Raw genomic sequence first — 20,219 nt, 5'->3', positions numbered from 1 at the left:
TTTCGTTCCCAATTCATTAGTAACCACTCCTGTTCTTTTTTTCAATGTTTTTCCAGAGTTTATTAAAGTTTTCGTATCCGAGAGCCTGGTAAGACTTCCCGTTATATTTGACAATTAATTCAGCATTTCCAAAAGGATCTCTATTTTGAGAAATTTTGCTTGACATTAATAACGCTCTCGCAAAGTATGTATTATCTGAAGAACGATGAATAGATAAAAATAGTGGAGAAGCTTTTCGTTGATGATCACCTTCTTCTCCATTGTTAATTAAAATTGTTTTATTTCCTGTTTTTCTAGGATTGATATCTACTCTTTGATATTGAAGGGGTAATCCCAAAATTGAAGGTTTAATGATTGTGGACTCTGGTAATTCTTCCCCTTTCATTATCGTATTTCTAAATGTGTTGAGAATATCATCGTTGCGGCGAAACCCTCTTAATTTATTTAATTTTAATTTTGTATAAAAACCTCTTGCCCGTCCATCAGGTCCACGGGGTCTAAATATTTTCATAATCACATTTTTCCAGGAGGTTTCACCTTCTACGATGATTGTCTCCTGTGAATACACTAAGGTAGGAAAATCCTGGGGTATTAGATCCTGTTCGCGCTTTCTTAACTTTATTTGAAAACGTTCAGCTTTGGGATCAATCTCTTCTATGAAATCTTTTAAGTTCTTTATCGCATTATTTAGAGGTGAATCATTAGTGAAACTGTTGGTTTTTTCCCCACTTTTATTGCTCTTTTTCAGCTCGCGTAAGGAGATACTTTTTGTCTTGTTGTCAAAAAGATCTTCAATAGAAGGCAAATTATTGTCAGCCAATAATTCATCGATATTTTCAATTGAAAAACAGCCAAAGCCCTTTCGTGTTTTAGCACCGAATCCACTATAGTAACTAATTATTTCAAATATCGAGATGATTAATTTCATGAGTGATTTTGGAACATCTTTTTGGAATTTCAAAGCGATGTTGAAATCGGAATTTGCGTCCAAATATGTATAAGGGAACGATCCTCCTTGACCCGCTACACCATAGAGACAATAATTGAAAGCATATTTGTAGGGTCTTTCTCTGATAAGATTCAAAGCATTTCTAAAATTAGATTGTTTTATTTCAACAGATAAAGCGAAGGGGGCTTTTCGTTCAGTAGAACCAAATATTTCTTCTTCAAGTTTTTTGAGTTTAAAAATGTTATCCGTTCCAATAAGAAATGGAGCTAAAGCTCTAAACCAAAAACGAAGAACTCCTTTAACACTTTGAGGTCTCAATTCGAAAGGGTATAATTGTCCCTTGGGTACTAACCCTCTCGAAAACATTGGTGTGATGGTTTTGCACTTTAATACTGTAATCTCCATATAATCACTCCCTGTTCATGCGTTTTTTAAATAAACAATAAATTAAATATACAGTTAATAAAGTAGGTAAATTAGATAAATCGAAAAGGACGTTCAAATGCATTATGAAAAATTTTCTTTCCTGTATTTGTTTACTATCAACTAAGCTCACAATCGAGTTTATTTCTGCACCGACAGTTTTATCGTTTTTGGGATCTTCACAAGCAAGAAGTTTGGAAAGTAATGATTTAGAATGAAAATCTGGATGTCTACACAAGCTTGAACCAACTGTTACTACTAGAGTATTTAACATAGTTCACCCCCTGGTTCCTTGGAAGGATGAGAAAACAGTTACGAGTGGGTTTTAAAGGATAGAATATAGTTTTGTGATTGATTACGCTGCGTTTAACATTATACCATTTATTACGTATGTACCCAAACTATGTACTTTGAATTAACAAAGCAAAGCATATGAAACGAAAAAGACTGTATGAGCGCAAGGTAGAAAGATTCTGTCGAATGATCAAGTCACCACCACATTTTCATTCCGATATATTCTTCATCGCTTAGCAACGAGCGGATGAGTTTATAGCACTCGAGCTTTATCAGTGTGTCGTATGAAACCTTTCTTTTCAATCTCGGGTAGAAGATGGTATTCTCCATGAAATCCTCAAAAGCGTTTATGAATTTTTTCCTTCCTTCTTCGTTCAGCAGAGTTGAGTTCAGATCTTCGTCAAAATCTGAGTCCTGAAGCATCTTTTTGTTGAACATGGTGATGATCAGCCTGTCAACAATAACCGGTTTGAAAACTTCAGCTATATCCAGTGATAGAGAAAACCTCATTTCACTCGGTTCATGGAGGTAGCTAATTGTTGGATTTAACTGGGTCTGGTAGATTTTGTTCAACACTCTTGTATATAGAAGCGTGTTTCCAAAGGAAATGAGGCTGTTCAATCTTCCAACAGGGGGTTGCTTCTGCCTTCCGTGGAATTCTTGTGCCGTGATTTTAGCAAGTATTGGATAGTATTTCTGGCGGAATTCTCCCTCGCATGACATGATTTCACTTATCGAAGCTGAGGTTTTCAGCCGTTCTCTTACCTTATTGAGTTCTTCAATTTTGTGGTTTTTATTGGATCTCTGGATAATTCTCAATATGTTGTGCATCGCGGAATCTATGAACTCCCTGGCAAGTTTTGTTCTTTTTTCAGGGTTGAGATATGCTTTTACCTGTTCAACAAGGAGTTTTCCAGACACTTTTTGTTTTCTCGGTCCGAAGGAGCCTACGTACCAGCCATTCCTGTTGAATACGTGGAGAATTATTTGCTTTTGGGATATGAATGAAAGGAGTCGGGTGTTGAAAGTGAGTTCTCCGAAAAGATACAGAGATTCGATCTTCTCAACAGGGATATGTTTCTTTTTTCCGTCCAGTTTTTCTATGGCAAGGGTATTGTCTTTTCGCATGAGCGTACCGCTTGAAAAGAGAAAATAGTTCTTTTTAATGTCATCACCCCCGTTTAGCTGAAGCAGAGCTCAAAATAGGAGCATTTTCTGCAGATTTTCTTTATTTTTGGTTTTTCGGGAGAGCTCTGGTTGAAAATTTTTGTGATCTCTAAAATCACTTTTTTCAGTTCTTTCTCGTCTTCTTCGGTTAATGAGACCCTAAGAGTTTTGTGGGCTCTTGGATAAGTGAGTTTACCCGTGAATCCGGATATGCCGTAGCGTTTCTTGAGATAGTAAAGGTAATATTTCAATTGATAGATATGAGCTTCTTTGATTTCTCTGCTGCGCTTTATTTCGACTATTTCCTTTGCGGGTCTGAAGATGTCGAGGGAGATTTCGCCAAACTGGATGTCTTTTTCTTCACCTTCGCTGTAGGTTTCCTGAAGTAATTTTCCAAGAGCCACGTATTCAGAGGTATCTTCCATGGTTATGTTGTGGAGGAAAAACCATAACTGGGTTTTGCAGGTGTAGTAGTAATTTATCGCGTTACCACCTATCCTTGGCTGACGAAGTAAGATGTCCATGAGGCTCACCTCAGATGATTTCTGATTCTTCGATCATACCTGTATAACCGAGTTCTTCATCGTATGCTATGGGTGCAAAAAGCAAGCCGGTTTTAGGGTCTTTAACAAGCGATGGGAGTAACCCTTTTGTGATTGGAATCCTGATCTGTTTGCCGAGTAATTCCATAAGGTTAAGGTTCTTGTCTTTAAAATATTCAGGTATCACGGTGATGCTCCTCAGTCCTTCTCTGAGAAGATCATCCTGGAAGCGTGTATCTAACTGCATTGCAAAAATGCTTGCGTTGATGCCGTTTATGTGCTGGATTTGTGCTATTCCGAAGTTTATTTTTTCTTCGATTTCCGGCAGCATTATTTCTGCCACTGTTTTTGAGATTTCCAGCAATTCGCCCTGTGACGGCGTTCTATATTCTTTGAGCTTTTCTATTGATTTATCTACCAATTGGGGACTATAAACCGATCTGGAGTTTTCCCTGAAGGGGAATATGTAAACCTTCCCTTCTTTTTTTCCGAATCTGTTGACTCTTCCGAAGCGCTGTGTCAAAGAATCGATAGGTGCTGCTTCTGTAAAGAGTACATCGTAATCTATGTTCAAGCTGATTTCCACTATCTGTGTCGCGACGAGGACGGCAGGTTTTTCTGTGGTGATGAGTTTGAGCAGTTTCTGTCTGTCTTCGGTATTGAATCTACCGTGATACAGCACTAAATCTGAGCTTTTTACTGTTTTCTTCAAGGCTTCATATACTCCCTGGGCGTGCTTTACCGTGTTAACGCAGCAAAGCACCTTTTTCCCTTTTTTGTATTCTTCTATAACTTTATCGAGGGGGGTAGGATTATCTATGAGAGATATCGAGATTCGCTTTTCTTTTAGCCCTTCGTTATCGATGATTATTTTAGGATTGTCAAGTACTTCTTCCAGTTTTTCTATCATGTAATCGGGCAATGTTGCGCTCATAACGCAGATAGGGGTCCCGAAGGCTTTTAGCTTTTTGATCACTTCAAGCGTTATTCCAAAGGTGAAGGGCTGGCTGAAATGAAGCTCGTCAAAGATAACGGCTCCGGATGAAATGTTTATGATCTTTGGTTCCCACCTTCCCCAATTCATTCCGGTAAGCAGCAGCTGATCTATGGTGGAGATGTTTATTGGCATTTCGAAATGTTTCATCCAGAACTTCTTGGTTTCCCATTCGCTGAATTCGTCTTCGGCAATGTCGAAATTTGAATAAAGGTAGTAAGCAAGGTTACCATGAACAAGCCCCGTATTTTTGCCGAACTCTTTCCTGTAGTTTTCAAACATGGATTCAACGGTCGTAACGGTTGGAAGAAAAACCGAGAGTTTTTTCCTGCCGGTAGATATCCACCAATTAAGTGAAGCCAGGGTTTTCCCTCTGCCTGTTGGGGCAATGATAATCGTATCTTTTCCTGTTGCAGCTTGTTTCTGAAATTTTCTTAGGGTTTTGTTTGGATTAAGAGACAGTCGGGAAGGAAGCACCGTTCCTTCGGAAGCTTTCCAGTCGGCAAGATTCAGGATTCCCTGTATAGTTGCGTGAAGGTGCCAATTTCCCGTTCCTCTCCAGAATGTTTTCAAGATCTTTGTCAGGGTTTCATCTGGTTTGGGAATATTGAGATTTAAGGGCGGCAGCTCTATGGAATAGAGATATTCCACATAATCTCTGATCTCGTTGTATTCTCTTATGAGCTCTTCTTTTCTGAGCGTGATTTTTTGGTTTTTGTGATGCTGGAACAGGTCTTTTGAGCGTGTTCCATGATGTCCCATAATTGCGAATACCACATAAGGCTTCAATGGATTTTCAGGGAGGGAGCTATCGGCAAGGAGTGCAGAGGTTAAAGCGTGTGAGTAGTTCTTGTTCCCGAACTCAACTGCCCCTTTTCCGAGATCGTGGAAAACACATGCAGTGATTATGGATTGGAATAACTCTTCTTCAGAACATGGGATTTCGGATGATCTCCAGTCTATTCTTTTAAATTCCAGCACCGCTTTGTTTATAACCTCTACGGTGTGTAAAAAGAGAGACTTGTCCGGTTTTGCTTTTATCAAACATTCCACCTCCACAGTGGGATGTTTTCACTTTCAACCGCGTAGAGCTTCTGGAGAAACTTGATCTTTCTGTCGATGAAGGTATATTCGTTGTACCCGGAGGGATACCTTGCTCCGGTTCTTTTGTTCAAGTTGAAATTTTTAGCCAACCGAAATACCCGGAACTTGTTGATTTCTCCAGCAACTTCCGATAATTTCACTTCGATGTTTTGTGGCGATAGTCGTCCTTTAACGACAACGTTTTCGATTTCACCTTCGGGTATTTCAAAAGTTTCAGTCAGTGTGGCATCTATTTCGGTGATCAGTTCGTCGTCTCTGCCCAGGCTCAGAGGATACACGGGTTTTTTGATAGCTTCCGCTATTTTTTCCAGGAAGGGTTTGTCTTTCGATCCAAGATATACACTGAATCCCGGCATGTAAAAGAATTGCCGTTTGACTATGGATTTTTGTGTTCCTCTTGATTTGTCGGTCTTTTTAATTGCCCATAGGTCTATTCCTTCGCCGCGTTTTTCCCTTACCTTTATTCCGAACAGAAGATCTGAAAATTCTTCCAGCGCGCGAAAATGCTCGTAACCAAAAGCTGCACCTAAGATACCCACAATCGTTGTTGGAGGAGGGAAAGGTACCGAATCCTGTATTTTCATATTCTGTGGATTTCTGAAGGAAGCTGTATATGATTTGATATCGATTCTTAGAACATTCACGAAGTTCACCTCCCTAATTGAAAAGGTTGAGCCCGGACATCCGGGCTCACTGGGAATAGATCTCTGTTATTTTTTCTTTTACGCGGTTGAAGGCTTCCCCGATTGGAAGGATTGATATCTTCTCGTGTTCAAGCCCTTTGATCTCTTCACAATCAAAAACGGAGGTTGTTCCGATTATTATCTCATCGATAATTTCTTCATGGTTTTTAATGGCTTCCTTCAGCGGTTCAGCGAGTATCTTTCCCTTTTCGTCTGTTTTGAGATATTCGAGCAGGAAGGGGACCTTCTCTTTGAGAAAGCCAAAGATTATGAATTTTGGGGAAAGATCTGTGAGGAAGTTGGTTTGTTTTCCTCCTGCCCAGAGATTTTTGAGGACATCGAGAATGGTATGGATACGTTCGATCTTCGTTTCGTTTGTTGTTTCCAGTGAAGAGTTTTCGCTTACTTCGGAGGTGGTGAATTTTCCAACTCTGTCTAATTCAAGAAGGCCCCCACCCCTGAAAAAGTTATGGTAGACTTCCGTTTCGACAAGGTTGCCGCCGCGGTCTGCTGCTTTTCTGGTTTTGGTGAGGAGATCCCTGTCACCTCTGTATGGAAATAGAGAGATGAGAGGTGCAACTCTCAGGGGAGAGGTTCTTTTTCTGCCTTCTTTGGCTATGAGGTAACCGAAGAGATCATCGTCTATGAATTCGACAGGATCACCGAGGGTTGTTTCCACCTCCGCGTCTACCGGTGTGGACAGTGGAAATCCCTTTTCGGCGATTCTTTCTTTCATACCGTGACGCTGACATTGAGAGGAGATATAGGTGTATTCCGAACCATCTGGAGCGGTTATTTTTTTGGCTGTTTGAACGTTGCCTTCAGTCAAGCTTGCATTCGTATTTCCGATAGATATTTTTGCCAGATGTACCCATGTAAGCGCTTTGATTTCCATTAAGCTTCACCTCCGTTATTCATTGTTCTTGCGTATTGTCTCTGAAGATATTTGTTCACAGCGAAGATAACGGTCAAGGATTTTGCTTTTTTCCATTCCGCCGGATTGTTGATAACCCTTAGAAATTCTTCCGGAAGCTTCAACGTCCATTTTTCGTTGGCGTATTTGACGCTCATCATTGATAGGGTTTCCAAAAAGTTCTCAATGTTTTTGCTGTTTCTCAGAGTATAAAGATCACCGAAGTTTTCTGCTTCAAACACCACATTTCCGATTTGTTCGCCGGTTTTCTTACAGATTTCAAGTATTTCTTCTTTCACTTTGCCACCTCCCGCTTTTGTATAAGCCCTTATGAACTCGTATAGATACTTAATAGGCCTGCCGAGCTTGAAGATCATCATTTCCAGAAATTCTTCCAACTGGAGAAATTTCAAAATGTTTTTGGACAATTTTTCCCGGAGTTCTGTGGAGATGTTTCCATTTTCTTTGATTACGAAGGCATTGAAGAAATTCGATAAATCACCGCCAAGCGCTTCCATCTCAGAAAAGAGCAACTGAAGCCTTTGGGCAGAGTTAAAGGCGTCGTTTACTAGAACAGTAGAGGTATTCCCCTGGTCGTGGATCTGAATTACGTGATAGTTAGCCTCGAATAGTTTGCCGGAGTCTTTGTATAGTTCGTACAGAGTTAGTAACAGTGTTTCATATGGAGAGCTTGGATAGTATTTCGTAGATAATTTGACATTAGATAACGCTGATTTCTGGCCGACTTTTGACATCCAGTTATGAATTAACAGGGTTTCTTCGAGATCTTTTCCTTCGGGAAAAACATAGGATATCCTTCTGTCCCTTCCGGTAATACTGGTGGTAAAAAAGAGAGCCAGGGGAGCCATGATTCCAAGGAACTGACAATCTTCACAGATACTCTTAAATCCCGAGCCGAAGCCGTAGAAATTTGTGAAATTATTTGCTTTGACACTGAAGGGGTTTGAAACAAGAGAGTCTACTTCAAGTTTCTTTACCTGTCTTCCACAATAGGAGCACACATTTTTTCCGGGTTCAGCGTCAGCAAAGAACTTTTCTAATTGTTCGATTCTGTACTGTTTCAAAAATGGCCGAATATGTGATGCCCACGGTTTTTGGTTGATAGTAAGCATATCTTTTGCCTTAGCTCTTTCGAAGATGGTTTTCTTGGGTACGTTCAGGATTAGTTCATTTTTGGTTATCTGTACTTCAGCCTGATTGGCATATTTATTAATTGCGATTGCGCCGGCTTGTTGCCAGAAATTGGTTACTCTTAGTTTCGTGATCCCCACCTCCTTTCATATGTTTCTGTCATCACTTGATTTGTCCAATCCCAATACCTCTCTTTTCACATCTACGGAATCGTTGAACGAGAAGATCACCACGGAATCTTCCTCCTCTTTGATTAAACGTTTTAGGGAAACCTTAAGTTTTTCCAGTTCCGAATAGGTTAGTTCCCCTTCGAAGACTGAGTTTTGAACCCATACCAGAAATTTCCTCAAGAATTTTAGTACCTTTGTGACTCGCTTCTCATTCACGTCATAAACGAGGATTATTTTCATCTTATCACCTGTCCAAAGAAAAAGGGAAGCAGACGCTTCCCTGAAGTTCAATAAAAGGAAAGCAAGGATAGATCGTAGTGAAAAGCTAGAAAGTTGAAGCACTCCATCAGTTGAAGGGTTTCCATGTTATACTTTTACACTTTTACTGTTTTTGAATAAAGAATCAAATAGCATTTAGTACAAATGATTTTTCGATGTTATTTTCCAAGTAGTTTCTTGAGGGAATCAAGAGTTTTTTCTGGGTCGGTCATCATTCCTTCTATAACCCCGTAGCTTGTCTCTTTTACATGGAAAAGGGTCGAAAATATTATTGCTGCAAGTTTGTGATAGATAGCACCAGTCGAGGAGTCGGTTTCCCATCCTAGATATTTGCTGTAATAGAGTTTGTTGGTTTTCATTGTTACTGCTGTCTTCGTTATTTCGCCGAAAGTTATTTCCTCAATGTGGAAGGCGAGGAAAACAGTTCCGCTTAGAGCTTGATTGGGAGAGGTTGACATAACGATTACTCCACCTTCGAAATCTGACACAATAGGGATCATACCCATCATCATACCTGTTTGAACTGCAACAGAGAAAACTACCTCTTTTGTGGAGTCGATAGTAAAATATGAAAGTCTTTCATCGCTATTTTCCCAGTCTTCTCCAAGGATTTTTTCAATCAACTCGGTAGCGGAGGAAGTAAGAATTTTTTCAGGTTCGTTTAGACCTATCTTCTCTCCGCTGAAAGCAAGATAGGATAAAAGAATTACAGCAAAAATGAGAGCTTTCTTCATATACCTACACCTCCTGGTTTAAGGTTTCAAGAGATTTTCCTTTTTATGCTGATAAATCACTACGTGGGAAAGATTCCATGGAATACTTTTACACTTTTCGGTTATTTCTATATGTATGTTCCTGTGTAAGACATTGGATTTTCAAAGTGCATTGATGATGGAATGAACCGAGAGAAAACACTCTTTTGGAAAGCCACAAATTTTTTAGGAAATCATAGATGTTTTACCATTAATGCTGTGAGGTTTCTTGGGGCCATTTCAAAATAATCACATTTCAAATATTACTATTACACTTATGCAGACATGATAATCGTCTTCTTTTCTGGAAGCATTTTTCGGGAGTTTCTTGGAAGTTCGTTTTTTAGGTTGGAGGAAGAATGATAAGTTTTAGTTTTGTTCAAATTCGACTTTGGTAAACGATAAATATAGCAGCAACACGGAAAATGCCAATATAAAGGGGTGCGGTAATTCAAATGCTACAGCTATTCCTATAATCCCGACTACCATCATAGCCATTTTTGCAAGTAAAATTGATAACAAAAATCTTCGCAAACAGATCACTCCTTATAAAGAAAAGGCGTGAATTCGAAAGTTCGAGACACGAGAGAGCCGCTGTGCGGCGGATACGAATCCCTTTTGGGATTGATCCAAACTCTTTCAGAGTTGTCACGAACTCCTTCGGAGTTGACCCGAACTGCTGCGCAATTGAAAAAAGCTGTCATTCTGGAGATGTTTAATCCAGAATCTTAATCGGGCACTGTCATTCTGGAAATCTTCTATCCAGAATCTGGGCTTTTTTGATGATTAGATCCTGAATCAAGTTCAGGATGACAATCTCTGTGAGGGATCTTCCAAGCCACGGTTGGTAGCTCACTGAGGCGGAAAAAACGTGATCTAATCCGCCGTAGGCGTGTTACAACTGCGAAGCAGTTCGAAACAACTCCGCAGGAGTTCGCAACACTGGCGAAGCCAGTCGTAACCACGCGAAGCGTGCGCAACCGGCCGCAGGCCACCCATACCACTATGGTTCTTTCCGTATCCAAAACACGAGAGTCCGAGACCCGAGATCCGAGACTCGAGAGAGCCGCTGTGCGGCATTTCCAAAGTACTAGTCACCGGCGCAGCCGGTCGGGACAACTCCGCAGGAGTTCGAAACACTGGCGAAGCCAGTCGCAACCACGCGAAGCGTGCTCACCTGGCCGCAGGCCATCCATACCACTATGGTTCTTTCCGTATCCAAAACGCGAGAGTCCGAGAAACCGAGAATCCGAGACACGAAAAAGTTCATAATAATAGGTTTTTCCTGCTCCAAGGTACTAATCACCGGCGTAGCCGGTCGGGACAACTCCGCAGGAGTTCGAAACACTGGCGAAGCCAGTCGCAACCACGCGAAGCGTGCTCACCTGGCCGCAGGCCATTCATACCACTATGGTTCTTTCCAAACGGGAAGTCGCTGCACAAGCCAATTTCCAACGTTCGTTTCCATACCACTATGGTTCTTTCCAAACTGCTAAGAATACCATTAAATGGTTAGATAACATTTTGTTTCCATACCACTATGGTTCTTTCCAAACTCCATGGAAAAAATGGCAAAAAAAAATGTGAGTCAAGTTTCCATACCACTATGGTTCTTTCCAAACGACCCATTTGAAATTAATTGGGAAGAATACTTTAAGTTTCCATACCACTATGGTTCTTTCCAAACTGGCAGTTCCTCCATATGTTGATTTCGCTTTTGCTTTAAGTTTCCATACCACTATGGTTCTTTCCAAACTATCCCAGTCATAGATAAGCTGGGCAGATTGAAGCCAGTTTCCATACCACTATGGTTCTTTCCAAACCAAATGGAAGGAAGAACACGGTCAAAGAGAAACGTTTCCATACCACTATGGTTCTTTCCAAACTGGTACAGAATGTTGAAAGACCTGGATGACGACGCTTTTGAGGTTTCCATACCACTATGGTTCTTTCCAAACTATATATAGAAGCAAGTGAGAGATATGGTCTTTGACAACGTTTCCATACCACTATGGTTCTTTCCAAACGAAAGGATCAAAAGTGTTTACCGCGATTATCCTGGAAGTTTCCATACCACTATGGTTCTTTCCAAACAGAAAATCCGGGAAGTATAGAATCAATTACCTTAAGTTTCCATACCACTATGGTTCTTTCCAAACAGTATATATTACAAGGAAATTATAAGGAAAAGCAATGCGTTAAGTCAAGGGATTTTGGGAATTTTTGGTAGGGGTAGAAATAAATATTTCTATAAAGTTAATCCGCAAAGGGGTCAAAGACATAAATTCCATGTCTGGAGAGGAACATCGTAAAATCTGTGAATGTAAACAGGTTGACAGTCGAATGACCAAAGATTTGTCGGATCTCTGTTAAGGATTTTAGAGAATATCTAAATAGCGTGGGTAGTTAATCAATGATGGAGATTACCTAAAATTTTACCGGTCGGTTGATTCGACGAAGGTTTGTAACGAATATATTAAGCTCTGAAAGCAGCTGATAAAAATACAAATAGTACGATTTAAAGGTGTATAAAACGAGTGTTTAACATCTGACGGTAACAAATGTAACGTAATTTAACAGAGATCCGACAATAAGGAAAGCGAACTAACGTGTGTGAAATAGAAAAATAGCACATTACAGAGAAGTGTTACAAAGTGAAGTCTAATGACTGAATTCGGGAAACGAGTTGGGTTGTGTAAATAGAAAGTTAAACATGTTCTGAAGGAACTTAGCTCGGAAGTAAGAGGAACAGCATAGTGTGCCGCTACGATATGATTGGGTATTATGTTGTTATCTCAGTTTTTGTTTTCAAATTATGCTTTTACACTTTTGGGAAATTATGTGTAGTAAGATAAAATAAAAAGTGTGTTGATTGCTGGTTTTCTATCAGATTTACGAATGTTTCTCTTTCAACACGCCCGTATTTGTGTTCCGTTTTCTTCTATGACAGAAACCTCTATCTGGTCCGTAAATTTTATGAGGAGTCTTTTCAATTCTTCTGTTAGGCTGTTAGCTACTTCGTGGATTTCTGGGTCAGTTCTGCTTGATGGATCAAGCGTGAAAAACAATTTGAGCATACCTGAAGCATCGTCGAAGGTTAGCAAAAGCACATCGTTTTTTGTGGTCAGGTTTATTGTTTTCATCAGCCAAAAATCAGCCAATTCCGGGAAGATGTAATCAAATATCAGTCTATTCATTTTTGCTGAAATGAGAAATTTCAAATTATCACTCCCTTCGTGGGTTTCAAGTTATGCTTTTACATTTTTAGAGTCAATTCGCATGATTTATGATATTTACATTTTGTGTGTTGATATCTTTAAATGTATAATTCTGTTGACAGACCATATTAATAGGAAGTTGAAATGGGGGATGATTGTGGTAACGGGAGTTGTATATAAGCTTGATGATATGTTTGAAGGATTAAACGTTTTTTTGGGTGATTATTTTGGGGAAACCTTTAAGAAGATTGTTTTTGAATCAATCACTCCTCTCGAAAAACCTGTAAGCACAGGGTTGGTTAGGTTTAAGGTTTTTGACCACGAAAGAAGCTATGAAGTTAAATTTTTCAGTTTGTTGCCGGATGAAAACGGAGCTTTTTACTGGAAAGGAAAGCCGTATTTTTCCCCGTTGGTTGTTGTTGAGAAAAAGAAAAGATTGGATGAAAACGAGAAAAAAAAGAAAAACGTGAGAAAAGAGTTTGATTTAGATGATTTTTACGTTATTCCCGGATATTTTCTTGAGAAGGCGCTGGTTATAGGGAATAGTCTGCTTTTTGTTTCTAAGTACATCGAAAATCTTACCAACCATGCATCTCTAAGTCAAGAGGAGGCTGCCGAACTTTTTCAGAAAAATCTATCTTCTATGCTTTCGCGGGTTAAGACCGGTGCACAGTTAATGAAGCTAACCGAAAAACGATGGATAAAAGTCCCAATTTTATTTCCGTTGAGTGAGGGTAATGAGCTTTTGCGGATTTCTGAGTTAAGAAAGGTAGTGTATCACGGAGAGAAAGTACCTGAACTTTTCAGAAAACAGCATCCTTCTCATATTGGGAGGGTTGATTTACTGGAAACTCCCGAATCTGAAGCAATTGGTCTTGTGTTGTTTATGGCGTCTGGAGCAAAGTATGACTCGAAAAAACTTGAAATTGTCCCGGCGAATTCTAAAAACATTGAGGATTTGCTCAGCCCATCAACGAGGGTTGTTCCTTTTATGCAGCATTCTGATAGCACAAGGGTGATGATGGGCGGGAAAAATATCAAGCAGGCCGTGAGGGTTACAGGTGCTGAGGTACCAAAGGTTAAAACAGGCATTGAGGATGAAATCGACCTTTCTCTTGGGGTTAATGCTTTTGTCGGGTATTCCCTGTATTGCGGGCTTAACTTTGAGGATGGGATAGTGGTTTCCGATGAGTTTACCAGAAAGATGGCGGTTGATCAGAATATTGATTATGTAGAAAAGGATTTTGTTCCCCTTCCAGATGAAATAAATATTGCTATCAATGGGAAAAAGATAGTAGTTGGCGATAAAAAACTGCGAATAGTTTATATCTTCAAAAAGAAAAAGGGTGAAGAGCTTATTTATGGAGATGTGATGGCTGAAAGACATGTTCAACTGTTTCGGAATAAGAAGTGGAGAGGAATAAAAGATCTCACAAAGACATTTGTTTATGACGAACGTTACCCCGCGAAACTTCTCGAGGATCCATCGCCCAGTTGGATTAGGTTGATTTCGGTTCAAAAATCCGGATTGGCTGAGGTGGAAAAAGGAGAAGAAATTCACGAAAGTTGTCTTGAGATAACTATTCCCATGAGGATTTACAAACCTCTGGAAGTAGGAGACAAGATAACAGGAAGACATGGAAACAAAGGAACCATATCCAGGATTCTTCCAAAAAATGAAATGCCGTACGTTGTACTTGAGGGAGAAAAGAAGCATCTTGACATGATACTAAGTCCCCTCGGGATCATTACCCGAATGAATTTGGGACAGCTTCTTGAGACACAAGGTTCGCTGGCAGGGATATCCTCGGGAAAGCCCTTTGAAAGAGTGGACGTTGATTTAATTCTGGCGGAATTAAAAAAGCTTGGAGCGGATAAATTTGGAAGATTTGAGCTTCATTTGAGCGAAAGCAAGAAATTTCCCGCAGCGGTTGGCTACCAGTATTTCGTAAGGCTTGACCATAACGTGAGAGACAAGCTTCACGTGGTATCGAGAGCAAGGATTTCTTCTTATTCTTTCCAGCCTTTAAAAGGCCGGAAAAACCGTGGAGGACAGCGTATTGGTGAGATGGAATTCTGGACGCTTTTTGATCACGGGGCTGTAAAAGTTATAGATACCTTTGCAAAGACAAATTTGAAGAAATGGAAGGAAAAGAACAAATATATCTCGAACCTGAATTATTTGCTGACTTTGGCAGCGGATTTTACTTTGCAACCGTACAAAGGAACGGATGGATTGGTTGTTAAAAAAACAAGATCCTTATAAAATTGCAAAGAAGAATAAGGACATGGAAGAATTGGAGACTGAGATATCACGTTCGCTTCTGGAAGTGACAGTAAAGCTGCGGAAATGGTTGTCTGTGCTCAGAAAACAGAAAAACGAAAAGATTCAGGATCTCTTCGATAGACGTATAAAGTTGTTGCTCGCCGGAAAAGATGGTTATATCCGTAAACATATGCTGGGCAGAAGGATTCATTATTCCGGAAGGGCGACGATTGTTCCTGTGACGGACATCGATATTGATCATGTTTATCTTCCCGTTGATTTTGCGATCGAGTGGTTTTCTAATTTGTATTTAGATAAAGTACTGAAAAGAAAAGCGTTAACGGGAGATTATTATTCCAGGAAAGAAATAGCGAAGATCGCGAATGAGTTTGTGCAAAAGAATGGATTTATGGTTTTGCTCAACAGGCAACCATCTCTTCACAGGCACAGCATTCAAGCCAGTTATCCTGTGTTCTGGGAAAATTTTGCCATTGGGTTGCCTATTATGTTGTGTGAAGGTTTTGGCGCAGACTTCGATGGGGATACCATGGCTGTTTATTTCCCGATCGATCAGGAAAAAACAGTCGATGAGATGAAGAAGATGCTTCCTTCGAATCATCCTTTCAGAATTGGAAACAGGGATTTAGTTTATTCTTTCGAACAGGATATGGTTTACGGGCACTATCTTCTCACAGGAAAGGAAGAATCGAAGGCTGAAGCGAAGAAATCTTTGATAGATCTCATTCTAAAAACCGAGAAAGAAGAGCTGCTGCAAAAATTGCTGGAATGGCAGAACGAACGGCTTAAGATAGCTACTGAAAAGGGGCTCAGCCTGTCGTTCTTTGAAGTAGCTGCAAATGAAGGGTATATGAAAGATATTGTTGCTTCAAAGGCCAGAGGGAAAGAAGAGAATTTCAAACAGCTATTTGGTGAGATTGATCTGAAAGTTGACGAAAATTATAATATAGGCAATTTTTCGAAAGGCATTACGCCGAAATGGTACCTGGGAGTTAAGAATAAAAAGAATTTCATGAGCTGCATAGCGGTGCGTGGCAGGAGCTCCATGATGGACAAGAAACTGCACGTGGCTGATGCGGGGTATTTCACGAGAAAGATGGTAGAGTTCTTATATCCGTTGAGGATAACAAGCGACGACTGTAAAACCGATGAAGGATTGATTATAACACCAGAGATTGTAGAAGTTTTGGAGGAAAATTCCTATACTCTGGAACGTTTGGTTCTCGGAAGATATGTGAGACTAAAAGAGGATAAGGATTGGGCTCTGGTTACTCGGGATAACATCGAAGCCTTTAGAGGTGAGACTTTCATCCTCAGGAGTCCTATAAGCTGCAAGGATAGTGGTGGGCTTTGTTCGAAGTGTGCAGGTTTGCAACCTTCGACAAAGAGTGATGAGTTCTTGCCCGGAGATTTTATTGGTGTGACAGCCGGACACAGTATCGGTGAACGTGGGACACAGCTTTCTATGAAGACTTTCCAGATAGGCGTAACGGATTTCAAGATGTCAAAGGTAGCGAGAAGATTCTTCAGACGTGGTGACGCGACGAATTATCTGGATTACCTTGTCGAGCTTTCAAAATGCGATATATGGCAACTTATGGCAGATGAATCTAATCAAAAGCGCTTTCCAAAAATCAGCCAGAAGGTATTTGAAATTATAGATATTGCCTCAATCCATCTTGAAGTGTTATTCAGAGAGATGCTCAGAAAGGGAATAGAGAGTGAAAGGGATTTGAAGAACTTTTTGGCAAATCCGGAAAATTATGGTGTCTTTTCTTCTCTTTCTTTTGAAAGGGCGTATGACGTTGCGAAGGAACTTAAGGAATCAACAAATTCTGAATTTATAGAAATATCGCCAAAATCCTATTATGCTTTCGACTTCGAGATCCCTGAGAGGGGGGAAAACCATGGCTAAAACAAAAAGGAAGAAAACCGGAAAAACAAAAGGTACTTCTACAACGAATACGACAAAGATAGATATTGGAGAGAATACAGTAAAGGCTGTTATTGCTGACTATTTTAAAGAGATATATATTGACGATGAGCCTATTGATCCCGATTACCAACCGGATGAAGAAGGTATGGAACTGGATGATTTCAGTGATGATGAAGAGGAAAGAGAACAGAATTTTACCTCTGAGATTTATACAACTTCATTGAAAGATCTCGGTCTTGGACTAGAGAGTTATCCTTCCCTACCATCGGAGGATCGGGTACTTATACGAGTGGTGAAGGCAAATGGAAAATATCTTTGCCTGGTTTCAGGTAAAAGAGCATTCAACTATACAAAGAGGGTGGACTTGAAATATCGTTATCAAGTGGATTTTCAAAAATTTATGTCAAAGTTGGCATTGATTGTTCAGTCTTTCCTGAACGGTCATTTCCCCTTTGAAGAGATATCGAGAGATGGATTAAAAGGGGCTCTGAACGCCAAAGTTCTCGACATTGAATACAGAAGTCTTTTAACGAGAAATTTCATAAGTTTCTGGGACGGCGAGACCTGGCAATTGAATGTGCTCACTACAAAAGGCAGACCAAACGAAAGAAAGAAAGCGGAACTAATTCTCAGGGTTGCGCTTGGTAATGAAGAACGGGGTGATGAATTTAAGAAAAGGTTTGTTATGGTTGCAAAGGAGTATTCGGATAAAAAGGGAAGACTTTTGGCTACGTATGGAGTGAAAAGTTTTTTGGATGATGTTATAGAGGTTTGCAGGAAGTATCTTGTACTGAAACTTGGTAGCGACGAATTGATAAAGATATTGAATAATTCAAAATCATTCAGAGAACTGATTCTAAAGCTAAGGGAGGAATGATCTGTGAAATCCCTGAAAGTGGTGTATTTCGAAAGCGAGGATACAGAGTTGAATAATGTTTTGCCTGAAATAGTTAACAGGATTATACATAATAAAGAAGACCTAAGGGGAAGGGTAAGATTTGAGGCGGTTAGTATAGATAAGTTCAAGCCATCGAGGGCCGAATGTTTATATATAACTACGTTTGAAACCCTCAAAAAAATCAATAAGAATATTGTGAATTTGTTTGGCAAGACAATTTTTCTTTATAGTGCCAAACTAAATACGGAAATCGTTAAGCAGGCACAGATGTTATCTGCCGTTGGAATTTTTGATCAGAGCAGGTTTTACGGTGATAGGTTGGAATATTCTGAGATAGCGCGGTTTGAACAGGTTCTTAAGAAACATCTCAGGAAAAAGCTGAGTTACCATTTGCTTGAACAGGAACAGTGTAAATACATTGACTGGAAAGTGAAGTACGAACCTGAAGACAGAAATAAATATATTTCGCTTTTTTCGGACGATAGGATGAAAGAAGCGATAGCAATGGCCAATCGTATTGCCAGCAATCTAAAGGGATATGTCGAAACGTTAGAAAAGATAAGAGATTGTGCAGAGGTCAAAAAGCTTTTTAAACTTGAAATCAGTGGTATTGAAAGCTCTAAAACAAAGGATATAACAAAGGTTGAGGACATGTACAGTAAGATAACGGAAAAAACAGAGAGTTTTGGGTTAAACAATATTGAGGCTGTGCTGATTACCGGACCGACAGGTAGCGGGAAAACCCTTATGGCGAAATATCTTGCTAATGAACTCTATGGAGATAATTTTCAGGATTATTTTTCGAAGATTCCCATTGTTAATTTGAGCGAGAATCTGGTTGAAAGTGAATTGTTTGGGTCGTTTCCGGGCGCTTTTACGGATAGCCGTTACAAGATTGGAAAGCTTCTCGCAAATGCCGGAGGTGTGGTTTTTATCGATGAGATTGGTGATATCAGCCCGAAAATACAGGCAAAATTACTCACCTATCTTGATGATATGAGAATTATAATTGAGGGTTATTCTAATCCCAAAGGTGTTAAAGCTCCGGTATTTATTATAGCTGCGACAAACAAGGATCTTCCTAAAGAAATTGAAAAGGGGAACTTTAGAGCGGATCTGTATCATAGATTCAAGTACAAAATTAGCCTGCCTTCTCTTCAAGAGCGCAAATCAGACCTGAGATATCTGATCAGTTTTGTGCTTCAGGAAGCAGTTCATGCGAGAAAAAGCAGGGTGAAAAAGATAAGCATTAAAGCCATAGAGAAATTGGAAGATTACAGTTTTCCCGGGAATTTCCGTGAGCTGGAAAGTATTATTTTCGAGGCGGTGGCTAACGCTGATCTTGATCAGCGGGATTGTGTACTTGAAAGGGACATAAAGATATAAAATAAAAAGGTGGCAATGGCCACCTTTTTAGATTTTAATTCTTATGGGTTTGTACTGTAATTTTGTCTCGTCACGAGGTTCTTTTATGTATTTTTCGTAGTCATCATGCTTCAGGATCTGGGCAACTTTTATCGGTTGTCCTGGCTCTTCGATATAGAATATTCTCCAATTCTCAGCGGGAAATTTCCAACATTTTGCTTTTCCGTTGTATGTGTGCAAATGGTGGTCAGATTCTCCTTCGCCCCGCAGGAATTTTCTCAGGAAAATTCTCAGTTCATCACTTTTGTTGAGTGCCTTTTCTACGTCTTTACTTATGAGGGCCAGGGGATTTTCACTGTCGAATTTTCTCCATAGAATCCTGCCGAAATTGGTAAGGTAGATCATTCCATCCTCTTCCCAGAGAATTTCGGGGATGAGCTTCTGAAGGTTTTCGTAACCACCAAATTCTTTCATCGCCTTTTCTTTTTCGATGAGATCGTTATCCAGTTTCTGGAAAAATTCATCGTGTTCCCTGAAAATCTCAGTGTTCAAATCTATCGGGAAAGGCGGCAGCAATTTTAAGTATGTACTGAATTCGTACAGATAAAAGATGTGGCATTTGAAAACCGTTCCGATTATCGTGGCGTAGGGGATGAGGGACCTAAAACCTGATGTTACATTGATGTATTTATCATGGGAGTAGGTGTACTTTGTTATGGTGTTTATCAAAGTATCCACATATTCGCTTATTCCTTTTTCAAATTCTGTTTTTTGTTTGGTGTTTTTAAGGTTTTCAATTATGATTTTCTCGGCTGAAAACCCGAGATCCTGATAGTATTCGGTGATGGCTTCGCCACAAGCTATGGAATCACTCGTATTCGTGGTGATGAAAACGAGTTTTTCTGTCCCGTCCAGGTTGAATTTTGTCAAACTGTTTATTTCCGGGGAAATCTGGCACAATTCTTCCAACTCTTTGTTTTTTATCTCGTTCCACAGCCTTTTTGAATCGTGGTTTGGATCGGTTTTGAATACTTTTCGCCATAGCGTATTCCCGACATTAGTAATTATTAGCTTAGGTTTTGGCATTGTTTTCCCT

Annotated in this window: 15 protein-coding genes and 1 CRISPR repeat array; of the genes, 4 read left to right on the top strand and 11 right to left on the bottom strand. The window is 39.9% G+C overall.

The window, feature by feature from the left end:
• Positions 1 to 16: 16 nt before the first annotated feature.
• The 10 genes from cmr1 to DU53_RS02385 form a co-directional block, all read right to left on the bottom strand.
• Complete coding sequence (gene cmr1 / locus DU53_RS02435; protein ID WP_063727253.1) at positions 17 to 1,354, bottom strand: type III-B CRISPR module RAMP protein Cmr1; 1,338 nt, start codon at positions 1,352 to 1,354, stop codon at positions 17 to 19.
• A gap of 507 nt (positions 1,355 to 1,861) precedes the next feature.
• Positions 1,862 to 2,833, bottom strand: coding sequence for a type I-B CRISPR-associated endonuclease Cas1b (gene cas1b / locus DU53_RS02425; RefSeq protein WP_063727250.1), 972 nt, complete (start codon positions 2,831 to 2,833; stop codon positions 1,862 to 1,864).
• Positions 2,834 to 2,847: 14 nt separating this feature from the next.
• Entirely contained in the window at positions 2,848 to 3,357 is a 510-nt protein-coding gene (gene cas4, locus DU53_RS02420; protein ID WP_063727249.1) for a CRISPR-associated protein Cas4, read from the bottom strand.
• 10 nt (positions 3,358 to 3,367) lie between these two features.
• Positions 3,368 to 5,413 (bottom strand): CRISPR-associated helicase Cas3', encoded by a 2,046-nt coding sequence (gene cas3 / locus DU53_RS02415; RefSeq protein WP_063727248.1) that lies wholly within the window; start codon positions 5,411 to 5,413, stop codon positions 3,368 to 3,370.
• The gene (cas5, locus tag DU53_RS02410) at positions 5,410 to 6,117 is read right to left on the bottom strand and encodes a CRISPR-associated protein Cas5 (RefSeq protein WP_063727247.1); all 708 of its coding nucleotides are present in this window, start codon (positions 6,115 to 6,117) and stop codon (positions 5,410 to 5,412) included. The genes cas3 and cas5 overlap by 4 nt, the downstream gene beginning before the upstream one ends.
• A 46-nt stretch (positions 6,118 to 6,163) precedes the next feature.
• On the bottom strand, positions 6,164 to 7,051 hold the full coding sequence (gene cas7i, locus DU53_RS02405; RefSeq protein WP_063727246.1) for a type I-B CRISPR-associated protein Cas7/Cst2/DevR: 888 nt from the start codon (positions 7,049 to 7,051) through the stop codon (positions 6,164 to 6,166).
• Positions 7,051 to 8,361 carry a hypothetical protein gene (locus DU53_RS02400; protein WP_082853761.1) on the bottom strand — a complete coding sequence of 437 codons (1,311 nt, stop codon included), beginning with the start codon at positions 8,359 to 8,361 and terminating at the stop codon, positions 7,051 to 7,053. The genes cas7i and DU53_RS02400 overlap by 1 nt, the downstream gene beginning before the upstream one ends.
• Before the next feature lie 6 nt (positions 8,362 to 8,367).
• A complete protein-coding gene (gene cas2 / locus DU53_RS02395) occupies positions 8,368 to 8,631 on the bottom strand; it encodes a CRISPR-associated endonuclease Cas2 (RefSeq protein WP_063727245.1) in 264 nt (87 codons plus the stop codon).
• Between the two features lie 197 nt (positions 8,632 to 8,828).
• A complete protein-coding gene (locus DU53_RS02390; RefSeq protein WP_063727243.1) occupies positions 8,829 to 9,404 on the bottom strand; it encodes a hypothetical protein in 576 nt (191 codons plus the stop codon).
• A gap of 1,414 nt (positions 9,405 to 10,818) precedes the next feature.
• Positions 10,819 to 11,581: direct repeats of the CRISPR family, unit length 30 nt; unit sequence GTTTCCATACCACTATGGTTCTTTCCAAAC.
• A gap of 750 nt (positions 11,582 to 12,331) precedes the next feature.
• Positions 12,332 to 12,643 (bottom strand): hypothetical protein, encoded by a 312-nt coding sequence (locus DU53_RS02385; RefSeq protein WP_063727241.1) that lies wholly within the window; start codon positions 12,641 to 12,643, stop codon positions 12,332 to 12,334.
• Positions 12,644 to 12,797: 154 nt separating this feature from the next.
• Here DU53_RS02385 and DU53_RS02380 point away from each other — a divergent pair, with 154 nt between their 5' ends.
• Genes DU53_RS02380 through DU53_RS02365 form a run of 4 tightly spaced genes read left to right on the top strand, consistent with a single transcriptional unit; the run spans position 12,798 to position 19,144 of the window.
• Positions 12,798 to 14,906 carry a hypothetical protein gene (locus DU53_RS02380; RefSeq protein ID WP_063727239.1) on the top strand — a complete coding sequence of 703 codons (2,109 nt, stop codon included), beginning with the start codon at positions 12,798 to 12,800 and terminating at the stop codon, positions 14,904 to 14,906.
• Positions 14,881 to 16,839: a hypothetical protein gene (locus tag DU53_RS02375; protein WP_063727237.1), complete on the top strand. Its 1,959-nt coding sequence runs from the start codon at positions 14,881 to 14,883 to the stop codon at positions 16,837 to 16,839. Before DU53_RS02380 ends, DU53_RS02375 begins: the two co-directional genes overlap by 26 nt.
• Positions 16,832 to 17,737, top strand: a complete 906-nt coding sequence (locus DU53_RS02370; RefSeq protein ID WP_063727235.1) for a hypothetical protein — start codon at positions 16,832 to 16,834, stop codon at positions 17,735 to 17,737. Before DU53_RS02375 ends, DU53_RS02370 begins: the two co-directional genes overlap by 8 nt.
• A 3-nt stretch (positions 17,738 to 17,740) precedes the next feature.
• Entirely contained in the window at positions 17,741 to 19,144 is a 1,404-nt protein-coding gene (locus tag DU53_RS02365; RefSeq protein WP_082853758.1) for a sigma-54 dependent transcriptional regulator, read from the top strand.
• Between the two features lie 27 nt (positions 19,145 to 19,171).
• Here the strand turns inward: DU53_RS02365 and DU53_RS02360 are convergent, their stop codons facing one another.
• On the bottom strand, positions 19,172 to 20,209 hold the full coding sequence (locus DU53_RS02360) for a hypothetical protein (protein WP_063727233.1): 1,038 nt from the start codon (positions 20,207 to 20,209) through the stop codon (positions 19,172 to 19,174).
• Positions 20,210 to 20,219: the final 10 nt, after the last annotated feature.

The sequence above is a fragment of the Kosmotoga sp. DU53 genome (assembly GCF_001639905.1).
GTDB classification, from domain to species: Bacteria; Thermotogota; Thermotogae; order Petrotogales; family Kosmotogaceae; genus Kosmotoga; species Kosmotoga olearia.
This window is presented reverse-complemented; position numbering and strand designations above follow the sequence as displayed.